This window comes from Streptococcus koreensis (assembly GCF_003627135.1).
GTDB lineage: Bacteria > Bacillota > Bacilli > Lactobacillales > Streptococcaceae > Streptococcus > Streptococcus ilei.
Genome location: NZ_CP032620.1, coordinates 21,035 through 39,804, shown reverse-complemented (window position 1 = coordinate 39,804; position 18,770 = coordinate 21,035). Strand labels below are relative to the sequence as shown.

Sequence of the window (18,770 nt, the reverse complement as noted above, 5' to 3'; positions counted from 1 at the left end):
AGAGAAAAGAGATAAGATGAAACCTTCAATTTATGGCCTGACTCGACAAGAACTGATCGAGTGGGCAGAAGAACATGGTGAAAAGAAATTCCGAGCAACCCAAATCTGGGAATGGCTCTATCGGAAACGTGTCCAGTCATTTGAAGAAATGACCAACCTATCTAAGAGCTTGATCGAAACATTGAATGATCAGTTCGTGATCAATCCTTTGAAACAACGGATTGTGCAAGAATCAGCAGATGGAACTGTCAAATACCTTTTTGAATTGCCAGATGGCATGTTGATCGAGACAGTTTTGATGCGCCAACATTATGGCTTGTCAGTCTGTGTCACCACTCAGGTAGGATGCAACATCGGCTGTACCTTCTGTGCATCTGGTTTGATCAAGAAGCAACGCGACTTGAACAGTGGGGAAATCGTTGCCCAAATCATGCTAGTTCAAAAGTACTTTGACGAGCGTGGTCAAGATGAACGCGTCAGCCACATCGTTGTGATGGGAATTGGTGAGCCGTTTGATAACTACAAGAATGTCTTGAGCTTTGTCCGTACGGTCAATGATGACAAGGGACTGGCTATCGGTGCCCGCCACATTACCGTTTCAACTTCTGGCTTGGCTCATAAGATTCGTGATTTTGCTAATGAAGGGGTTCAGGTCAACTTGGCGGTATCACTTCATGCTCCAAATAATGACTTGCGTTCCAGCATCATGAAAATCAACCGCGCTTTCCCAATCGAGAAATTATTTGCGGCTATTGAGTACTATATTGAAACGACCAACCGCCGGGTAACCTTCGAGTACATCATGCTTAATGAAGTCAATGATGGTGTCGAACAAGCCTTAGAATTGGCAGAACTCCTTAAAAAGATCAAGAAGTTATCTTATGTAAACTTGATTCCTTACAACCCAGTTAGTGAGCATGATCAGTATAGCCGGAGTCCAAGAGAGCGCGTGATGGCCTTTTATGACACCTTGAAGAAAAACGGAGTCAACTGCGTGGTTCGTCAAGAGCATGGTACGGATATTGATGCTGCTTGTGGCCAATTGCGTTCCAATACGATGAAGAGAGACCGGGAGAAAGCCATTGTTGAACAAGTTCAACCGTAACAAGGGGCTGATAGAACAAGGTCAATTAACAAATAAAGGAAGACAACTGCTACTAGGTGGCAGTTTCTTCTATTTTGTCTTGCTCTGTCTCATGTGTTTTCTCCCCCAACGGCCTGAACCAGGAATGGAAACACCTGGTATCCAACATTTTGGGCGAGTAGTCGTATTGCTGGTTCCCTTTAATTCCCTCATCAACCTAGCTCAAGTGACCAGCCTGGTCCAGCTGATCAAGGTGTTTGTACAAAATATAGCCAACATCTTTCTCTTATTCCCTTTGGTCTTTCAGCTGCTTTGGCTCTGGCCTTGGCTAGGCACTCGGAAACGCGTCCTTTGCTTTAGTCTAGGGATGAGTTTATGGATCGAGCTCAGTCAGATTGTCCTAGACCTCTTGTTTGATTTCAATCGGGTATTTGAGATAGATGATCTGTGGACCAATACCCTGGGAGGCTACCTAGCCTATCTGTGTTTTAAATGGCTGCAAGCTTCTATGAGTAAGGACAAGCCATCTTAGTTTGGTCCAAAATCCGAACGATTGAAGACGATTTCAAATTTTGGGTTGACAAACGATAGGTAGGAAGCTATAATAGCTTCAAGACATCAGAAAAGTAGAGGTTTTTCTCACTTCCAGGGAGCTTGTGGTCATTGTGAACAAGCAGTGGTAGATCTTGAAATGGGCTGATGCGTTTATGATGATGAATTTGAAACAATAAAAATTCGGTGAGCACACCTTATCGTGCAGCCTGTTGCTAGACAGGTCAGAGATGTAGGAGAAAGTATGTTTTCCTACAATTGAGGTGGCACCGCGGTATCGAATCGTCCTCACACAGATTTTTCTGTGTGAGGTTTTTTGTATCTCAAAAGGACCCTGTGAGACTGCAGCTCAAAGGACCAGAGAGAGAAAAAGATCATAAACAGAATTGAAGATATAGAAAAGAGGACACAATCATGACAGAAACAAAAGGCTATTTCGGACAATTTGGTGGGTCTTTCGTACCAGAACCTATTCAAAACTTGCTCGATCAATTAGAGAAAACCTTTGAACAGTACAAAAATGACCCAGAATTTATCGCTGAATATAAACATTATTTGAAAGATTATTCTGGACGCGAAACACCGCTCTACTTTGCGGAAAGTTTGACAGAGCATTTAGGTGGGGCAAAAATTTATTTGAAACGTGAAGACCTGAATCACCTAGGTTCGCATAAATTGAATAACGTCTTGGGGCAAATCCTCTTGGCTAAGCGCATGGGCAAAACCCGCGTGATTGCTGAAACAGGAGCCGGTCAACATGGTGTGGCTACAGCAGCTGCGGCAGCTAAGTTTGGCATGGCCTGTGATGTCTACATGGGGGCAGAAGATGTTGAGCGCCAACGTCTCAATGTCTTCCGCATGGAAATGATGGGGGCAACCGTTCATGCCGTTGAAACAGGTACGAAGACCTTGAAAGATGCTGTTGATGCTGCTTTTGGAGCATGGATGGCGGATCTGGATGCTTTTTATGTCTTGGGTTCTGCTGTTGGACCTCACCCTTATCCAACCATTGTGCATGAATTCCAAAAAGTCATCAGTGAAGAATCTCGTCGCCAAATCTTGGAAAAAGAAGGACGTCTGCCAGATTACGTTATTGCCTGTGTCGGTGGTGGTTCTAATGCCATCGGTGCCTTTTCACAGTATGTAGCAGATGAAGAAGTGAAATTGGTCGGGGTAGAAGCTGCTGGTCATGGTCTAGATACTGATAAACACGCAGCAACTATGACTAAAGGTAGTGTAGGTATCGTCGATGGAATGAAAACCTATGCAGTCTTTAAGGAAGATGGAGAACTTGCTCCAGTCTACTCTATCTCAGCTGGTTTGGACTATCCAGGAGTTGGTCCAGAGCATGCCTTCTTTAAAGACTCTGGTCGTGTCGAATATGTGGCGGCGACAGATGATGAAGCCGTTCAAGCTCTTCTTCTTCTCAGTAAGACAGAGGGAATCCTCCCAGCTATTGAAAGTTCACATGCCATTGCAGAAGCTGTTAAACGTGCTCCACAACTGGACAAAGATAAGATTATTATTATCAATGTTTCTGGACGTGGGGATAAGGACGTGGCTGCGATTGCCGATTATCTAGAAGCGAAAGCTACAAAATAAGAAATCTTATCTGCTAAAAATTGTAAAAAACAGTAAAGCCTGATAACTCAGAAAAAGACAGGGAACAAAAGGAATCCGGTCTTTTTCTTTTTTTAAGAGGAAGACAAGGAGACCAATGAGAGAAGCCCCTTGCATGACGAGGAGGACTTGGACAGCTGAGAGGGTCAAAGAAAAAGTAGCCAGTAAGAGAAAGTCCCCTGCTCCAATGCCGATGGAGTAAACAGCTGACAGGACTCCTAAGAAGAGAAAGACTCCCATCAAGAGGGTAGGGCTGGTGAAAAACAGGCAAAGAGCGTGGAGCACCAGCCAGAGGAGAAGCGGATACTCCATGGAGCGCAAATCGTAGATGGCCAAAACACAACTACCAAGCAGAACGAAAAGATGAAAAATAGGAAGAAGGCCCTGATAGCACAGCAAAAAAAGGAGGCCAGACCAGGCTTCAAAGAGAGCATACCAATAAGGAAGCGGACTCTGGCAGTAGCGACAACGGAATCGAAAGAGGACTTGTGAGAGGATAGGAATCAGGTCCAGAGGTCTCAAGGTCTGTTGGCAATGGTCGCAATGGCTTCTTGGACGAATGATGGAGCTTTCTGGAAAGCGGTCGATGACGAGTCCTAAAAAGGAGGCAATACAGGAACCGACTGTAAAAAAATAAAAGTTGATCATACTTATAGTATTCGTAAAAAAGATGACTAATAACAATTAGAAATGAAACAATTTTCTAACTTTTCTTATTTAAGCATTTTTTCTTGCATTTCTAAATTAGAAGGATTATAATATAACTAAATTAGAATAATTCTAAAAAAGGAGAATCTATTTATGACAACAATTAAAAAAGAAGCAGCAAAAGACGTAGCAACATTTGCAACCATCAGCGAAGTAAGCAAGAGTTTAACCGATACAAAAGCGGTTTTGAATCAAGTGGTGGCAGACCTTTATGTCGCTCATATTGCCTTGCACCAAGTACATTGGTATATGCGTGGTCGTGGCTTCCTCGTATGGCATCCAAAAATGGATGAGTACATGGAAAGCTTGGATGCGACTCTTGATGAAGTGAGTGAACGCTTGATTACCTTGGGTGGTGCCCCATATGCTAGCATGGTTGAGTTCTTGGAACACAGCAATATCCAAGAAGAAAAAGGTTCATTTGAACGCTCTATGGAAGAAAATTTGGGACGTGTCCTTTCTATCTTCCGCTATTTGGTAAGTCTTTATCAAAAAGCCTTGGATATCACAGACGCTGAAGGAGATGATGTGACCAACGATATCTTTGTTGGTGCAAAAGCTGAATTGGAAAAACATATCTGGATGATTGCCGCTGAATTAGGCCAAGCACCAGGTTTGTAATCTGAAAAGAAACAAACGAGCCTTCCTTGATGGGGAGGCTCGTTTTTACTCGGAAGTGATTTTTCCTGTAAATAAAACAGGGACCATCTTGAAAATACTTGGAAGATTTGATAGAATAAGCACATGAAAACCCTGTACGATGTTCAACAATTTCTGAAAAAATTTGGAATCATCATTTATGTCGGAAAACGGCTTTACGACATCGAATTGATGAAGATTGAATTGAAAAGGATCTATGACGCTGGGCTGATGGAAAAATTGGATTATCTAGAAGCAGAAGCTGTCTTACGCAGAGAACATGCACAGGAATTACGTTATTTAGAAGAGGATAAAGAAAAGTGAGTTTAGTAAATATTTTAGTATGGTTGATTGTTTTAGCAATGTTCGGCTGGATGGGTTACAATTACTTCCGTATCCGTCGTGCTGCAAAAATTGTGGACAATGTAGAGTTTGAAGAATTGATCCGCAAAGGCCAATTAGTAGACTTGCGTGATCCGAATGAGTTCCACGCTAAGCATATTTTAGGGGCTCGGAACATTCCATCCAACCAATTGAAAGTGAGCTTGGCGGCTCTTCGAAAAGATAAACCAGTCTTGCTTTATGAGAACAGTCGTGGTTCCCGTGTGACCAATGCGGCCCTCTTCTTGAAAAAACAAGGCTATAAAGATATCTATATCTTGTCCTACGGTTTGGATTCATGGGATGGAAAGGTAAAGACTAGTTAAGATCAAGGAAAATGTTGCTAAAGATGCTTGATGTATCATAATAAAATGATATTAATTTTAAGGAGTTTCTAGAAATTGCAAGAAAAGAACAATGCCTCATTTGTTTTGGGTATCATATCTATCATAGTTGCCTTTATATTTCCATTGATCAGTATTATTTTTGGTGTTTTTGGTTTGGGCTCGGCTATTTTAAATCAAAAAGAGTCTGGACTAGACTATACGACAGAAATAATGCTCTCTATTGTAGGGATTGTGCTTTCTGTAATTTTCTGTCTCGTGTTTATCTCACAACTTTCGGGGATTAATTAAAAAAAAAAAGAGAGTGGGACAGAAATCGGTCATTCGTTAGAATTCGATTTCGTCGTCCCACCTCCGCACAGTTGAGTAGGACTGTAAAAGCTGATGAAATCAGCGTAGTAGAGCCCACTCAACCATTGCGTCTTGCTCGACAATCCAAAGACAATTGAGAGGCTAGGACTTTTGTCCCAGCCTCTTTTTTGTTTTAGCAACTGTTTTCTAAGTAGTTTTTAATAATCTGTAATTCATCTTGGTTCAAAGGGCGATATTGACCCTCTTCTAGCTCTGAATCTAATGTAAAATCCCCAAACTGAACTCGTTTTAGAGCAGTGACCTTGACACCGACTGAGAGGAACATTTTTTTTACCTGATGGAATTTCCCTTCAGACAGGGTGACTAGTGCTCGGCTTTCTTTGGGACTGGAGGTAAGGATTTTTAGTTTGGCAGGCTTACACCTGGTCCCATCTAAAAAAGTGATCCCTTCTTGAAAACGATCGATATGAGCGGGTTCGAGAGGGCCGTTAACTGTTACTGCGTATTCTTTTTCAATATGGTATCGAGGGTGAAGGAGTTGGAAACCTAGCGGTCCATTGTCTGTGAGTAAGAGCAGACCGGTGGTATCCCGATCTAGCCGGCCGATAGGATAGGTATTGGGTGTTCGATCTTCTGCTCGAAGGAGGTCCAGCACTGTAGGATGCTGGGCATCCTTGGTAGCCGTCACCAGCCCTTGGGGCTTGTGGAGAAGAAAATAATGATGGGAACAGTCGGTAAGGACCCGATTTTTCCAGCGAACCTCTTGGAGACCTGTATCGACATTTTGGGATAATTTTGTTGCAGCAAGCCCGTCGACTAGAATCTGCCTTTTAGCCAGGCTCTGTTTGATTTCCTTACGAGGAATTTGGTAGTGGGCCAGTAATTGATCTAATCTCATAAAAAACAGGATAGCATGAAATGAAGAGAATCACAAGTATTCGGAAAAAGGGTGAAGAAAAGAGATTGAAGACTTGAAAGATTTTCATGAATAGAGTGGTTAGGAGTGGGAATGAGAAAGAAGATTTTCAAAAGAAAGCATGAAAACATTTACACTTGTCTGAGTTATGCCATTTGCTTAAAATTGTGGTATAATTGCTCAGTTAGAAAATAAATTTTTGAATACTGTAGAGGAAATCATGACAAAATTAAGAGAAGATATCCGTAATATCGCGATTATCGCCCACGTCGACCACGGAAAAACAACCCTCGTTGACGAATTATTGAAACAATCTGAAACTCTTGACGCGCGTACAGAGTTGGCAGAGCGTGCTATGGACTCAAACGATATCGAAAAAGAGCGTGGAATCACCATCCTTGCGAAGAATACAGCAGTTGCCTACAACGGAACTCGTATTAATATCATGGACACGCCAGGACACGCGGACTTCGGTGGAGAAGTTGAGCGGATCATGAAAATGGTTGACGGTGTTGTTTTGGTCGTAGATGCTTACGAAGGGACTATGCCACAGACTCGTTTCGTATTGAAAAAAGCCTTGGAACAAGACCTTGTGCCGATCGTTGTCGTTAACAAAATCGACAAACCATCAGCTCGTCCAGCAGAAGTTGTAGATGAAGTCTTGGAACTCTTCATCGAGCTTGGTGCGGATGATGACCAGCTTGACTTCCCAGTCGTTTATGCGTCAGCTATCAACGGAACATCTTCATTATCTGATGATCCAGCAGATCAAGAAAAGACTATGGCGCCAATCTTTGACACCATTATTGACCACATCCCTGCTCCGGTTGATAACTCAGATGAGCCTCTTCAATTCCAAGTGTCACTCTTGGACTATAATGACTTCGTTGGTCGTATTGGTATTGGTCGCGTCTTCCGTGGGACAGTAAAAGTTGGTGACCAAGTTACCCTTTCTAAATTGGACGGTACAACCAAGAACTTCCGTGTGACCAAACTCTTCGGTTTCTTTGGTTTGGAACGTCGTGAAATCCAAGAAGCCAAAGCGGGTGACTTGATTGCCGTTTCAGGTATGGAAGATATCTTCGTTGGGGAAACGATTACTCCTACAGACGCAGTTGAGGCATTGCCAGTTCTTCACATCGACGAACCGACTCTTCAAATGACCTTCTTGGTTAACAATTCACCATTTGCCGGTCGTGAAGGGAAATGGGTCACTTCTCGTAAGGTTGAAGAGCGCCTTCAAGCTGAGTTGCAAACAGACGTTTCACTTCGTGTAGACCCAACGGATTCACCAGATAAATGGACAGTTTCAGGACGTGGTGAATTGCACTTGTCTATCTTGATTGAAACCATGCGCCGTGAAGGTTATGAACTTCAAGTATCTCGTCCAGAAGTGATCATCAAAGAAATTGATGGTGTCAAGTGTGAGCCGTTTGAACGCGTACAAATCGATACACCTGAAGAATACCAAGGATCTGTTATCCAAAGCCTTTCTGAGCGTAAGGGTGAAATGTTGGATATGGTGGCTACTGGAAACGGGCAAACTCGTTTGGTCTTCCTTGTTCCTGCGCGTGGTTTGATTGGATACTCAACTGAGTTCTTGTCAATGACACGTGGATATGGAATCATGAACCATACCTTTGACCAATACTTGCCAATGATTCCAGGTGAAATTGGTGGCCGTCACCGTGGGGCCCTCGTTTCTATCGATGCTGGTAAGGCAACAACCTACGCAATCATGTCTATCGAAGAACGTGGTACGATCTTTGTCAACCCAGGTACTGAGGTTTACGAAGGAATGATTATCGGTGAAAACTCTCGTGAAAATGACTTGACCGTTAACATCACCAAGGCTAAACAAATGACCAATGTCCGTTCAGCTACTAAGGACCAAACAGCGGTTATCAAGACTCCTCGTATCTTGACTCTTGAAGAATCACTTGAGTTCTTGAATGACGATGAGTACATGGAAGTAACGCCAGAATCTATTCGTTTGCGTAAGCAAATCCTCAACAAAGCAGAGCGCGAAAAAGCAAACAAAAAGAAAAAATCAGCTGCAGCTGAATAAGAAATAAGAAAGGAGTGACAAAATGGTTTATTTAATTATAGGTATTTTGATCCTCCTTTTTTATCTTTTTGCAGCTCCAAAGAGTATTAGAGGAACTCTGAATGTAGTAACCCTGGTCGTATTATTGGTCTCTTTGGTGATTCTGCTTTGCTTAGCAATTTTCCAAATCTTCCAATTACCTTCAGAATTTTTTGTTGGTGCCTTCCTTGCTTTTGTAGGCTACCTGGCCCTTGTTGATATCTCGCGGTTGCCAACCAAGTCTTCTAAACGCTTGGATAAATCAGAATAAACTGGAGATTTTTACTCCAGAAATAGAGTCGTTGTGATGTAAAATCATGGCGACTTTTTTATGAAAGAAGGGGAAGAGGTCATTTTTGTAAGGTGTTGCTTCTTTTGCTGTCTTAAGGCTTTTTAAATTGTCTAAAAAAGGGTAAAATAGAAGGTGAACAAATTGGAGTAAAAAAGCTATGAACATCATTGAAACATTTAAAAATAAAAAAGTCCTTGTTTTAGGATTGGCGAAATCCGGAGAATCTGCAGCACGTTTACTAGATCGCTTAGGAGCCATCGTAACGGTGAATGATGGAAAAGCCTTTGAAGAAAATCCTGCAGCCCAGAGTTTGCTGGAAGAAGGAATCAAAGTCGTGACAGGAGGACATCCTCTGGAACTCTTGGATGAAGACTTTGCGGTGATGGTGAAGAATCCTGGAATTCCATACACGAATCCCATGGTCCAACGGGCCCTTGAAAAAGGCATCCCTGTTTTGACTGAGGTTGAATTGGCTTACCTCATTTCAGAAGCGCCGATCATCGGCATCACTGGTTCAAATGGAAAGACAACCACCACTACCATGATTGGGGAAGTGTTAACTGCCGCTGGACAAAATGGTCTTTTGTCTGGGAATATTGGTTTTCCAGCTAGTCAAGTCGCTCAAACAGCGACAGCTAAAGACACATTGGTGATGGAATTATCTTCTTTCCAATTGATGGGAATTGAAGCCTTCCATCCAGAAATCGCAGTGATTACTAATCTCATGCCAACCCACTTGGATTATCATGGATCCTTCGAAGGTTATGTAGCTGCAAAATGGGCTATTCAAAAGAATATGACTGCCAAGGATTTTGTGGTACTGAACTTTAACCAAGATCTCGCTAAAGATTTGGCTAAGCAAACGCAGGCTACTGTGGTGCCATTTTCAACTCAAAAAAAGGTGGACGGAGCTTATTTAGAGGATGGTGTCCTTTACTTCCGAGGTGAAGCCGTTATGCGAGCAGATCAAATCGGAGTACCAGGTAGTCACAATGTAGAAAATGCTTTAGCTACCATTGCAGTGGCCAAACTTCGTGGCATTGACAATCAAACGATCCAAGAAACCTTATCAGCCTTTGGCGGGGTGAAGCACCGCTTGCAGTATGTGGCTGAAATTGAAGGGGTGAAATTCTACAATGATAGTAAGTCTACCAATATCTTAGCAACCCAAAAAGCCTTGTCTGGATTTGATAACGCTCATGTCATCTTAATCGCTGGTGGCTTGGACCGAGGCAATGAATTTGATGAATTGGTGCCAGATATTACCGGTCTTAAAAAAATGGTCATCCTTGGAGAGTCTGCTGAACGGGTGAAACGGGCAGCGGATCAAGCAGGTGTGGCCTATCTAGATGCGACGGATGTGGCAGACGCAACGCGCAAAGCCTTTGAATTCGCTGATGCAGGCGATATTGTCTTGCTTAGTCCAGCCAATGCCAGCTGGGACATGTATGCGAATTTTGAAGTGCGGGGCGATGAATTCCTTAAAACAGTAGAAGAGTTGAAAAAATAATATGAAAAAAATAGTATTCACAGGGGGAGGTACAGTTGGCCACGTCACCTTGAACCTTCTCCTTATCCCTCGCTTTATCGAGGACGGTTGGGAAGTTCATTATATTGGAGACAAGAAAGGGATTGAACACCAAGAGATTTTGAAATCTGGCTTGGACATTCAATTCCACTCGATTGCGACGGGTAAGCTGCGCCGTTATTTCTCTTGGCAAAACATGTTGGATATCTTCAAGGTCTTCTGGGGGATTCTCCAATCGATTTGGATCATGCTGTGTGTACGGCCACAGGTCTTGTTTTCTAAAGGAGGCTTCGTTTCGGTTCCTCCGGTAGTGGCTGCACGACTTTGTTTCGTTCCTGTATTGGTACACGAATCAGACCGTTCCATGGGCTTGGCCAATAAAATTGCTTATAAGTTTGCGACGAAAATGTTCACGACCTTTGAGCAACCGAAAAGCCTAGTCAAAGCCCAACATGTAGGAGCTGTGACCAAGGTTCATCAGGGGCAAGTTCCAACCCCAGTAGAATTAGAAGCAGTATTTGCTCAATTTGATCCACAGTTGCCAACCCTTCTCTTTGTGGGGGGCTCTGCTGGTGCACGAGTGTTCAATGAGTTTGTTACAAATAATCGAGAAGCCTTGTTGGCAAGCTACAATGTCATTAATTTGACAGGGGACTCCTCTTTAAATGAGCAAGCTCCTCATCTTTATCGCGTGGATTACGTGACGGATCACTATCTTCCATTGCTCCAAAAGGCAGACCTAGTGGTGACTCGTGGCGGTGCCAATACGATTTTTGAACTCTTAGCCATGAATAAGCTACATATCATCGTTCCTCTAGGAAAAGAAGCTAGTCGGGGAGATCAGATCGAAAACGCTCAATATTTCGTTGAGAAAGGTTATGCAGAAACCATCGCTGAACCAGAATTGAGCATGGATCGTTTGCAAAATACGATGGATAAAATGTTCCAAGGGGCAGAAAGCTATCATCAAGCGATGAAGTCTTCGAATGAGCTGCTTTCCTTGGATGAATTTTACAGTCTGGTCCATCAAGAAATTAATAAAAGGAAAAAATGACGGATAAGAAGAACCAAAAAACTCCTAAGGAAGTCACTAAGCTCTCTGAGTGGCAGAGACGAAACCAGGAGTATCAAAAGAAAAAACAATTAGAAGAGCAAGAAGAAAAAGAAAAGAAAGCACAAGAAGAGAAGGAAAGACAGGAACTTCTGAATCAAAAAACTCCCTCTGAAGATCTAGATGCCGTAGAGCAAGATGCCGAGACTATAGATGAAGAGGAAGATGAGAATGTGGCCAATGTAGCTGAGGAGGAATTGCAAGAAACTCTTCCTGAAGAAATAGAAGAAGAGTCTGAAGAAGAAAAAATCATCTACCTAACAGAAGCTTCAGAAGCTATGTTCGAAGAAGAGGTACTAGCGAAGGAGGCTAAAAAGGAAGGCCAAATTGCGAGACGTCACATCTACAGAGCTATTCCAGTTTTGGTTATCAGTACCCTGATTGCTCTCTTTTCTACCTATCTTTTAACGCCCCTAGCGAAGCAAAAAGTGATCGAATTTTCAGGGAATAAAAATACGGATCAGACCCTGTTGTTCGAAAAAAGTCGTATCCAAGATCGGGATTATACCTTGACAACTTTCTTAAATCGGGATCGTTATCTTGCTAATATGAAGGCGGCGAGTCCCTGGGTCAAGGATATATCAATGACCTATGCTTTCCCTACGACTTTTAAGGTTCAGGTTGAGGAATACCAGGTTTTTGGTTACTATGTGAATGAGGAAGACCACTATCCCATTTTAGAGAATGGAGAAGTCGTGGAGACACCGGTTGCTACGGATCAGCTTCCCAAGTCTTACCTAAGCGTTCGTTTTTCTGATCGAGAATTGGTCCGACAATTTGTCAAACAACTGGGGAAAATACCATCTACTGTACGAGATAAAATTGAGTCAGTGGACTTGACACCGAGCAAGGTGACTAAGGATTTGGTGACGCTAACCATGAAGGATGGCACCAAGGTTTTAGTGCCTGTATCTCAGATCAAGCGTAAATTGCCTTATTACGATAAGATTCGTAAACTGATTGAAGATGACAGTGTCATTGACATGGAAGCGGGTATATACAGTTATAATGCAGAAACAATGGCTACTTTAGCTCAGGAAAAGAAAGAAGAAGAGCAAGGGGAAGGGAACAAAACGGAGGAAGCGGACGCCAACTCGACAGATTCTGATGAGAGTGCAGTCGTAACCGAGCAACACGAAGAAGTTCCCGCTGAGTAAGCCCTCATAAATTATCTGAAATAAATGAAGAAAATATGCCCACTATGGGCATATTTGTGTTATAATAAAATTTGGATAGTTCTAACTAAATGGAGCTATTAACTGACGTATAGGAAAACAAAAGAGAGAGGACTGGTGTAATGGCTAGAAACGGCTTTTTTACAGGTTTAGATATCGGTACTAGTTCAATAAAAGTATTGGTGGCAGAACATGTCAATGGAGAAATGAATGTAATTGGAGTCAGCAATGCGAAAAGTGCTGGCGTCAAAGATGGAATTATTGTTGATATTGAGGCTGCTTCGAATGCGATTAAAAATGCAGTAAGTCAGGCAGAAGAAAAAGCAGGAATTTCAATCAATCTTGTCAACGTTGGATTGCCAGCGAACCTTCTTCAAATTGAAGCAACTCAAGGAATGATTCCTGTAACCAGTGATTCAAAAGAAATTACGGATGCAGACGTGGAAAATGTTGTACGGTCTGCTTTGACGAAGAGTATGACGCCTGACCGTGAAGTCATTACCTTTATTCCAGAAGAATTCACAGTCGATGGTTTCCAAGGAATTCGTGACCCACGTGGTATGATGGGGATTCGTTTGGAAATGCGTGGACTCTTGTATACTGGTCCAAGAACTGTCCTCCATAATTTACGGAAAACAGTTGAACGTGCTGGTTTACAAGTTGAAAACATCATTATTTCACCGCTTGCAATGATTAAGTCTGTATTAAACGAAGGAGAACGTGAGTTTGGTGCGACTGTCATTGATTTAGGTGGAGGACAAACGACAGTAGCTTCTGTTCGTAATCAAGAACTTCAATTTACAAATATCTATCAAGAAGGTGGCGACTACGTTACTAAGGATATTTCTAAAGTATTGAAAACTTCTCAAAAATTAGCAGAAAGTTTGAAGTTCAACTATGGAGCAGCTTATGTTCCTGCAGTTGGTGATGAAGTCTTCCATGTTGAAGTGATTGGTGAAGTAGAACCTGTTCAAGTATCTGAAAAATATTTGGCAGAAATTATTTCAGCTCGGATTAAACACATCTTCGACCAAATCAAACAAGATCTTGAAAGAAGACATTTGCTTGATTTGCCTGGAGGAATTGTCATCATCGGTGGTGGCGCTATTCTCCCTGGTATTGAAGAGTTGGCACAAGAAGTCTTTGGTGTAAATGTGAAATTGTACGTTCCAAATCAAATTGGTATCCGCAATCCAGCTTTTGCCCACGTGATTAGCTTGTCTGAATATGCAGGAAATCTAACAGATGTAGATATTCTTGCTCAGGCTGCTGTACATGGGGACCAACGTCTTCGTCAGCAACCAATTCAGTTCGAACGCCCAACACAGCAACCAGTAGTTCCAGCTTATGTACCGGACGAAATTGAACCTGTAGTAAACGTCGAGCAACAACATCCAGTTGAAGAACAAAAACAAGAAGAAAAAACTACCTTTACAGACCGAATGAAGAATTTAATCGGTAATATGTTTGATTAAGGAGTGTAAGTATTTATGACATTTTCATTTGACACAGCAGCGGCACAAGGTGCAGTTATTAAAGTAATCGGTGTCGGTGGCGGTGGCGGTAATGCCATCAACCGTATGATTGACGAAGGAGTTGCTGGTGTAGAATTCATCGCAGCAAACACAGACGTACAAGCACTTTCAAGTGCAAAAGCAGAAACAGTTATCCAATTGGGTCCTAAGTTGACTCGTGGTTTGGGTGCTGGAGGTCAACCTGAGGTTGGTCGTAAAGCCGCAGAAGAAAGTGAAGAAGTATTGACGGAAGCTTTGCAAGGTGCAGACATGGTCTTCATCACAGCGGGAATGGGTGGAGGATCTGGTACAGGTGCTGCACCAGTTATCGCTCGTATTGCTAAAGCTGTTGGTGCTTTGACAGTAGCCGTTGTGACTCGTCCTTTCGGATTTGAAGGAACCAAACGTAGCAACTATGCAATCGAAGGGATCAATGAACTTCGCGAGCATGTGGATACCTTGTTGATCATTTCTAACAACAACTTGTTAGAAATTGTTGATAAGAAAACACCACTTCTTGAAGCATTGAGTGAAGCAGATAATGTCCTTCGCCAAGGGGTTCAAGGGATCACTGACTTGATCACAAGCCCAGGATTGATTAACCTTGACTTCGCTGACGTGAAGACTGTTATGGAAAACAAAGGAAATGCCTTGATGGGTATCGGTGTTGGTAATGGTGAAGAGCGTGTGATTGAAGCAGCTCGTAAAGCCATCTACTCACCACTCCTTGAAACAACCATTGACGGTGCTGAAGATGTGATCGTCAACGTTACTGGTGGTTTGGATATGACCTTGATTGAAGCAGAAGAAGCTTCTGAAATTGTTAACCAAGCAGCTGGTCATGGCGTAAACATTTGGCTCGGTACATCTATTGATGAATCAATGAAAGATGAGATTCGTGTAACGGTTGTCGCAACTGGTGTTCGTCAGGACAAAGTTGAAAAAGTTAGTGGAATTGCATCTCATGCACCAAGTTCAGCACGTTATTATCAAACTGGACCACGTGAACAACGTCCACAAACTCCACAATTTGATCGCGAATTCGATTTGAAGGAAGAAATCGACATGCCTACTCCTCAATCACGTGCTAAACAAGAAAAACCTCGTGGATCTGCGTTTGGAGATTGGGACATTCGTCGTGAAAACATTGTACGTCAGTCTGATACTAGCACTGGTCGTCAAGTTGAGCGCTATGTGGATTCTTCTTCAGAAGATGATGAGTTGGAAACACCACCATTTTTCCGTAACCGTTAAGAATGAATCTGATTGAAAATAAAGAGCGTATATTCTCGCAGGTTGCACAAGCAATGGAAACAGCAAACCGCACTGATCAGGTGAATGTAATTGCTGTTACTAAGTATGTCGGTATCGACCAAGCTAAGGCTCTGGTAGATACAGGAGTCCGTCATATCGGTGAAAACCGTGTTGATAAATTTCTAGAAAAATACCAAGCTCTAAAAGGTGAGGGACTTACCTGGCATTTGATCGGTAGTCTCCAACGTCGTAAAGTAAAAGAAGTTATCAATTATGTAGATTACTTCCATGCTTTAGATTCTATGAAGCTTGCCCAAGAAATTCAAAAAAGGGCGAGTCACCCAATTAAATGTTTTATACAAGTTAATATTTCTGGAGAAGAAAGCAAGCATGGATTTGCTCCGGAAGAGCTCGATGCTCTTCTTCCAGAAATGGAAAACTTGGATAACTTACAAATTGTTGGCTTAATGACGATGGCTCCTTTTGAGGCAAGTCAGGACGAGTTGCAAGCCATATTTGCAGCAACTCACCAACTTCAAAAAGAATTACAAAAGAAACAGTTGAAAAATATGCCCTTTACAGAGTTAAGCATGGGAATGAGTCGTGATTATGATGTAGCAATTGCTAACGGTGCGACTTTTGTGCGAATTGGGACCTCATTTTTCAAATAGGAAAGAATTATGTCATTTAAAGATAGATTTGATCGATTGATTGATTATTTTACTGAAGATGGAGATGAGTACGATGTGCAAGAAGCGCCTGCTCAAGCAGTCGGTGCTAGCCAACCTGTATCATCCCCTAAACCAGTACAACCATCATCAAAACCACGTCCAAAAGCTGTGGGAGCTGCCAAGGAGCAGAAACCTACTCCTGTTGCAGCAAGTCGTCCACAAGTAGCTTCTACAGCAGTGGTTGAATCAGCTTCATCTCAAAAATCATCTTCTGAAAATATTACTCGACTTCATCAACGTCAACAAGAGTTGGCAAGAAATCGTTCTGCTGCAGATGAAAAGATTACAATTGATGTCCGCTATCCTCGTAAATACGAAGAAGCAACTGAAATTGTTGACTTGTTGTTGGCAAACGAAAGTATTCTCATTGACTTCCAATACATGACTGAAGTTCAGGCGAGAAGATGTTTGGATTATTTGGATGGTGCTCGCTATGTATTAGCCGGGAATCTACGTCGTGTTGCAAGTACTATGTACTTACTAACACCAATCAATGTTGTTGTGAATATTGAAGATATTCGCCTTCCAAATGATGTCGAAATTGCTGAATATGACTTTGATATGAAACGAAATCGTTAATATGTTTGTCCTACAATTAGTTAGAAATTTCTTTCAGGTTTTTGAGCTAGTATTAATCATCTATGCGTTGCTTAGTTGGTTTCCAAATGCATCAGAATCGGCTTTAGCTAAAATGGTTCAACGGATCGTCGAACCATTTTTGAGCCTATTTAGAAAGATTCCTTTGCAATTTGGTGGGTTAGACTTTACGGTCATGTTTGCCTTGCTCGCTCTGTCCGTAGTGGAACGATTTGTCCTTCAATTTTTGGTACAATTTATATGACCAAGGGATTTTATCAACACTATAGTCAAGAAGATCACGTATTTATCGATCGAGTCCTAGAATTAGTGGCTCGGGTGGAGCAACAGTATAGTTTTGAACTGACCTCTTTTTTAAATCCACATCAGGTTGATATTTTACAACAAATTGGTGCCCACCACGGTTTGCAGGTATTCTCAAGTTCAGAAATTTATCCAACAGAATATGCACGGGTGATTCTTGCTCCTAGCTACTATGTGTTGGATGCATCTGATTTTGAGATTGCCTTATTAGAAGTTCTCTATCCGGATAAATTCTATCGATTAAGTCATTCTCAAGTTTTGGGCTCGCTTCTCCATCAGCTAGGCTTGGAAAGAAAGTCTTTTGGAGATATCGTGGTTGGACAGGGGAAAATTCATATTTATGTGGATGCACGTTTCTCTTCCTACTTCAAAGAGAATCTTAGAAAAATTGCAAAAGCCTCTGTGAAGATTCGTGAGATCGACTGTCGAGACAGGATTTTTGTAGAAGAACCATCCAAGATCAAAGACCTATTGGTTACTAGTGTACGGCTTGATAAGCTAGTAGCCTCGACTTTTAAGCTTGCTCGGTCTGTTGCTGTTCAATTGATTCAGTCTGGCCAAGTAAAGGTAAACTATGCGCCAATTGATAATCCTAGTCGGATGATTCAAGTAGCAGATTTAATTAGTGTTCGAAAATATGGCCGCTTTAAATTTCTATCAGAAAACGGCCAATCAAAAAGCGGGAAATACAAAATAACAGTTGAAGTATTTTCCAGTAGAAAATAAGGAGTAACTATGGCACTTACAGCTTTAGAAATCAAAGATAAACGCTTTTATGTAAAATTTAGAGGCTACGATGCTAAAGAAGTTGAAGAGTTTCAAGACATGGTCTACCGAGACTATGAAAAATTAGTTCGTGAAAAACATGAATTGGAAACAAAAATTAGTGCGTTGGAAGAACGCTTGAATTACTTTGATGAAATGAAAGACTCTTTGAGTCAATCAGTATTGATCGCTCAAGATACTGCGGAACGTGTGAAGCACGCAGCAAATGAGCGTTCAGAAACGATTATTCGTCAAGCTGAGCAAGATGCTCACCACCTAGTCGAAGAAGCAAAAGCGAAAGCGAATGAGATTCTCCGTCATGCTACAGACAATGCCAAGAAAGTTGCAGTAGAAACGGAAGAATTGAAGAATAAGACACGTGTCTTCCACCAACGTTTGAAATCAACTATTGAAAGTCAATTGAGTATCATTGATACACCAGAATGGGATGAAATTCTTCGCCCAACTGCTATGTATATTCAAACAAGTGATGAGGCTTTCCGTGAAGTAGTCGAAAAAGCTTTGGAAGAAACGGTTCATCATAACTACGATGATGAAGCAATTGATTTAACTCGTCAATTCTCACGTGCTGAAATTGAAGAATTGCAAAAACATATTGAAGCTGTAAACCGTGAATTGTCTGCGACTCAAGCTTTTGAAGGATTGAATGAAAAGGTTCAAGAAGCTTTGGAAGAAGCAGAAAAAAATCAAGTAGATCAAGATTCTATTGAAGAAATTGTTGTAGAAACTCCTGAAGTTGATGATATCGACGCTCCAGAAGGGGAAGAACAACGGGAAACTGTTTCAATTTTATAATCTGTAAAAACAGTGACCTTATCAAATAGTTTTAGCGAGCAG

At 41.9% G+C, this 18,770-nt stretch carries 21 protein-coding genes and 2 other annotated features (1 of these 23 cut by a window edge); of the genes, 19 read left to right on the top strand and 2 right to left on the bottom strand.

Annotated features, from left to right (window positions below; genetic code table 11):
- The first annotated feature begins 16 nt into the window (after window positions 1–16).
- The 3 genes from rlmN to trpB all read left to right on the top strand — a co-directional run bounded on the left by rlmN (window position 17) and on the right by trpB (window position 3,238).
- A complete protein-coding gene (rlmN, locus tag D7D50_RS00235) occupies window positions 17–1,105 on the top strand; it encodes a dual-specificity RNA methyltransferase RlmN (protein WP_023022438.1) in 1,089 nt (362 codons plus the stop codon).
- Window positions 1,083–1,616 carry a VanZ family protein gene (locus tag D7D50_RS00230; protein WP_174705347.1) on the top strand — a complete coding sequence of 178 codons (534 nt, stop codon included), beginning with the start codon at window positions 1,083–1,085 and terminating at the stop codon, window positions 1,614–1,616. Before rlmN ends, D7D50_RS00230 begins: the two co-directional genes overlap by 23 nt.
- A 77-nt stretch (window positions 1,617–1,693) precedes the next feature.
- Window positions 1,694–1,929, top strand: a binding site (T-box leader).
- A 121-nt stretch (window positions 1,930–2,050) separates the two neighbouring features.
- The gene (trpB, locus tag D7D50_RS00225; RefSeq protein ID WP_120701162.1) at window positions 2,051–3,238 is read left to right on the top strand and encodes a tryptophan synthase subunit beta; all 1,188 of its coding nucleotides are present in this window, start codon (window positions 2,051–2,053) and stop codon (window positions 3,236–3,238) included.
- A 6-nt stretch (window positions 3,239–3,244) separates the two neighbouring features.
- Here the strand turns inward: trpB and D7D50_RS00220 are convergent, their stop codons facing one another.
- Complete coding sequence (locus D7D50_RS00220; RefSeq protein WP_120701161.1) at window positions 3,245–3,904, bottom strand: prepilin peptidase; 660 nt, start codon at window positions 3,902–3,904, stop codon at window positions 3,245–3,247.
- Window positions 3,905–4,057: 153 nt separating this feature from the next.
- On the opposite strand from D7D50_RS00220, the gene D7D50_RS00215 reads away from it, so the two are divergent.
- The 4 genes from D7D50_RS00215 to D7D50_RS00200 all read left to right on the top strand — a co-directional run bounded on the left by D7D50_RS00215 (window position 4,058) and on the right by D7D50_RS00200 (window position 5,619).
- Window positions 4,058–4,585, top strand: a complete 528-nt coding sequence (locus D7D50_RS00215) for a Dps family protein (protein ID WP_006596795.1) — start codon at window positions 4,058–4,060, stop codon at window positions 4,583–4,585.
- Between the two features lie 123 nt (window positions 4,586–4,708).
- Entirely contained in the window at window positions 4,709–4,927 is a 219-nt protein-coding gene (locus D7D50_RS00210; protein WP_023022447.1) for a YqgQ family protein, read from the top strand.
- 38 nt (window positions 4,928–4,965) lie between these two features.
- Window positions 4,966–5,310 (top strand): rhodanese-like domain-containing protein, encoded by a 345-nt coding sequence (locus D7D50_RS00205; RefSeq protein ID WP_042507500.1) that lies wholly within the window; start codon window positions 4,966–4,968, stop codon window positions 5,308–5,310.
- A 75-nt stretch (window positions 5,311–5,385) separates the two neighbouring features.
- The gene (locus tag D7D50_RS00200; protein ID WP_023022451.1) at window positions 5,386–5,619 is read left to right on the top strand and encodes a hypothetical protein; all 234 of its coding nucleotides are present in this window, start codon (window positions 5,386–5,388) and stop codon (window positions 5,617–5,619) included.
- A 193-nt stretch (window positions 5,620–5,812) separates the two neighbouring features.
- Here D7D50_RS00200 and D7D50_RS00190 read toward each other — a convergent pair whose 3' ends face one another.
- A complete protein-coding gene (locus tag D7D50_RS00190) occupies window positions 5,813–6,538 on the bottom strand; it encodes a 16S rRNA pseudouridine(516) synthase (RefSeq protein ID WP_023022453.1) in 726 nt (241 codons plus the stop codon).
- A 238-nt stretch (window positions 6,539–6,776) separates the two neighbouring features.
- On the opposite strand from D7D50_RS00190, the gene typA reads away from it, so the two are divergent.
- The 12 genes from typA (at window position 6,777) to D7D50_RS00125 (ending at window position 18,728) form a co-directional block, all read left to right on the top strand.
- The gene (typA, locus tag D7D50_RS00185) at window positions 6,777–8,624 is read left to right on the top strand and encodes a translational GTPase TypA (RefSeq protein WP_023022455.1); all 1,848 of its coding nucleotides are present in this window, start codon (window positions 6,777–6,779) and stop codon (window positions 8,622–8,624) included.
- Window positions 8,625–8,646: 22 nt separating this feature from the next.
- Window positions 8,647–8,913: a DUF3165 family protein gene (locus D7D50_RS00180; RefSeq protein WP_023026447.1), complete on the top strand. Its 267-nt coding sequence runs from the start codon at window positions 8,647–8,649 to the stop codon at window positions 8,911–8,913.
- A 178-nt stretch (window positions 8,914–9,091) separates the two neighbouring features.
- Window positions 9,092–10,444: a UDP-N-acetylmuramoyl-L-alanine--D-glutamate ligase gene (murD, locus tag D7D50_RS00170; RefSeq protein WP_023022461.1), complete on the top strand. Its 1,353-nt coding sequence runs from the start codon at window positions 9,092–9,094 to the stop codon at window positions 10,442–10,444.
- 1 nt (window position 10,445) lies between these two features.
- Window positions 10,446–11,516 (top strand): UDP-N-acetylglucosamine--N-acetylmuramyl-(pentapeptide) pyrophosphoryl-undecaprenol N-acetylglucosamine transferase, encoded by a 1,071-nt coding sequence (locus D7D50_RS00165; protein ID WP_023022463.1) that lies wholly within the window; start codon window positions 10,446–10,448, stop codon window positions 11,514–11,516.
- Window positions 11,513–12,730, top strand: coding sequence for a cell division protein FtsQ/DivIB (locus tag D7D50_RS00160; protein WP_023026448.1), 1,218 nt, complete (start codon window positions 11,513–11,515; stop codon window positions 12,728–12,730). Before D7D50_RS00165 ends, D7D50_RS00160 begins: the two co-directional genes overlap by 4 nt.
- Window positions 12,731–12,870: 140 nt before the next feature.
- Entirely contained in the window at window positions 12,871–14,223 is a 1,353-nt protein-coding gene (gene ftsA, locus D7D50_RS00155) for a cell division protein FtsA (RefSeq protein ID WP_023026449.1), read from the top strand.
- A gap of 15 nt (window positions 14,224–14,238) precedes the next feature.
- The gene (gene ftsZ / locus D7D50_RS00150) at window positions 14,239–15,516 is read left to right on the top strand and encodes a cell division protein FtsZ (RefSeq protein ID WP_120701160.1); all 1,278 of its coding nucleotides are present in this window, start codon (window positions 14,239–14,241) and stop codon (window positions 15,514–15,516) included.
- Between the two features lie 2 nt (window positions 15,517–15,518).
- Window positions 15,519–16,187, top strand: coding sequence for a YggS family pyridoxal phosphate-dependent enzyme (locus D7D50_RS00145; RefSeq protein ID WP_042507438.1), 669 nt, complete (start codon window positions 15,519–15,521; stop codon window positions 16,185–16,187).
- 9 nt (window positions 16,188–16,196) lie between these two features.
- Window positions 16,197–16,826, top strand: a complete 630-nt coding sequence (sepF, locus tag D7D50_RS00140; RefSeq protein ID WP_023022475.1) for a cell division protein SepF — start codon at window positions 16,197–16,199, stop codon at window positions 16,824–16,826.
- 1 nt (window position 16,827) lies between these two features.
- Window positions 16,828–17,088, top strand: a complete 261-nt coding sequence (locus tag D7D50_RS00135) for a YggT family protein (protein ID WP_006596781.1) — start codon at window positions 16,828–16,830, stop codon at window positions 17,086–17,088.
- Complete coding sequence (locus D7D50_RS00130; RefSeq protein ID WP_023022477.1) at window positions 17,085–17,873, top strand: YlmH family RNA-binding protein; 789 nt, start codon at window positions 17,085–17,087, stop codon at window positions 17,871–17,873. The genes D7D50_RS00135 and D7D50_RS00130 overlap by 4 nt, the downstream gene beginning before the upstream one ends.
- A gap of 9 nt (window positions 17,874–17,882) precedes the next feature.
- Window positions 17,883–18,728 carry a DivIVA domain-containing protein gene (locus tag D7D50_RS00125; protein ID WP_023022479.1) on the top strand — a complete coding sequence of 282 codons (846 nt, stop codon included), beginning with the start codon at window positions 17,883–17,885 and terminating at the stop codon, window positions 18,726–18,728.
- Window positions 18,719–18,770 (top strand) — a binding site (T-box leader) (it continues 165 nt past the right edge of the window). (Overlaps the previous gene by 10 nt.)

Bases quoted from the DNA above. Each gene is read 5' to 3' on its own strand.
- D7D50_RS00220 (WP_120701161.1), bottom strand. From the start codon at position 3,904: ATGATCAACTTTTATTTTTTTACAGTCGGTTCCTGTATTGCCTCCTTT.
- D7D50_RS00205 (WP_042507500.1), top strand. From the start codon at position 4,966: ATGTTCGGCTGGATGGGTTACAATTACTTCCGTATCCGTCGTGCTGCA.
- trpB (WP_120701162.1), top strand. From the start codon at position 2,051: ATGACAGAAACAAAAGGCTATTTCGGACAATTTGGTGGGTCTTTCGTA.
- rlmN (WP_023022438.1), top strand. From the start codon at position 17: ATGAAACCTTCAATTTATGGCCTGACTCGACAAGAACTGATCGAGTGG.
- D7D50_RS00210 (WP_023022447.1), top strand. From the start codon at position 4,709: ATGAAAACCCTGTACGATGTTCAACAATTTCTGAAAAAATTTGGAATC.
- D7D50_RS00190 (WP_023022453.1), bottom strand. From the start codon at position 6,538: ATGAGATTAGATCAATTACTGGCCCACTACCAAATTCCTCGTAAGGAA.
- D7D50_RS00145 (WP_042507438.1), top strand. From the start codon at position 15,519: ATGAATCTGATTGAAAATAAAGAGCGTATATTCTCGCAGGTTGCACAA.
- D7D50_RS00215 (WP_006596795.1), top strand. From the start codon at position 4,058: ATGACAACAATTAAAAAAGAAGCAGCAAAAGACGTAGCAACATTTGCA.
- murD (WP_023022461.1), top strand. From the start codon at position 9,092: ATGAACATCATTGAAACATTTAAAAATAAAAAAGTCCTTGTTTTAGGA.
- D7D50_RS00165 (WP_023022463.1), top strand. From the start codon at position 10,446: ATGAAAAAAATAGTATTCACAGGGGGAGGTACAGTTGGCCACGTCACC.
- ftsZ (WP_120701160.1), top strand. From the start codon at position 14,239: ATGACATTTTCATTTGACACAGCAGCGGCACAAGGTGCAGTTATTAAA.
- D7D50_RS00135 (WP_006596781.1), top strand. From the start codon at position 16,828: ATGTTTGTCCTACAATTAGTTAGAAATTTCTTTCAGGTTTTTGAGCTA.
- D7D50_RS00160 (WP_023026448.1), top strand. From the start codon at position 11,513: ATGACGGATAAGAAGAACCAAAAAACTCCTAAGGAAGTCACTAAGCTC.
- D7D50_RS00125 (WP_023022479.1), top strand. From the start codon at position 17,883: ATGGCACTTACAGCTTTAGAAATCAAAGATAAACGCTTTTATGTAAAA.
- D7D50_RS00130 (WP_023022477.1), top strand. From the start codon at position 17,085: ATGACCAAGGGATTTTATCAACACTATAGTCAAGAAGATCACGTATTT.
- D7D50_RS00180 (WP_023026447.1), top strand. From the start codon at position 8,647: ATGGTTTATTTAATTATAGGTATTTTGATCCTCCTTTTTTATCTTTTT.
- typA (WP_023022455.1), top strand. From the start codon at position 6,777: ATGACAAAATTAAGAGAAGATATCCGTAATATCGCGATTATCGCCCAC.
- sepF (WP_023022475.1), top strand. From the start codon at position 16,197: ATGTCATTTAAAGATAGATTTGATCGATTGATTGATTATTTTACTGAA.
- ftsA (WP_023026449.1), top strand. From the start codon at position 12,871: ATGGCTAGAAACGGCTTTTTTACAGGTTTAGATATCGGTACTAGTTCA.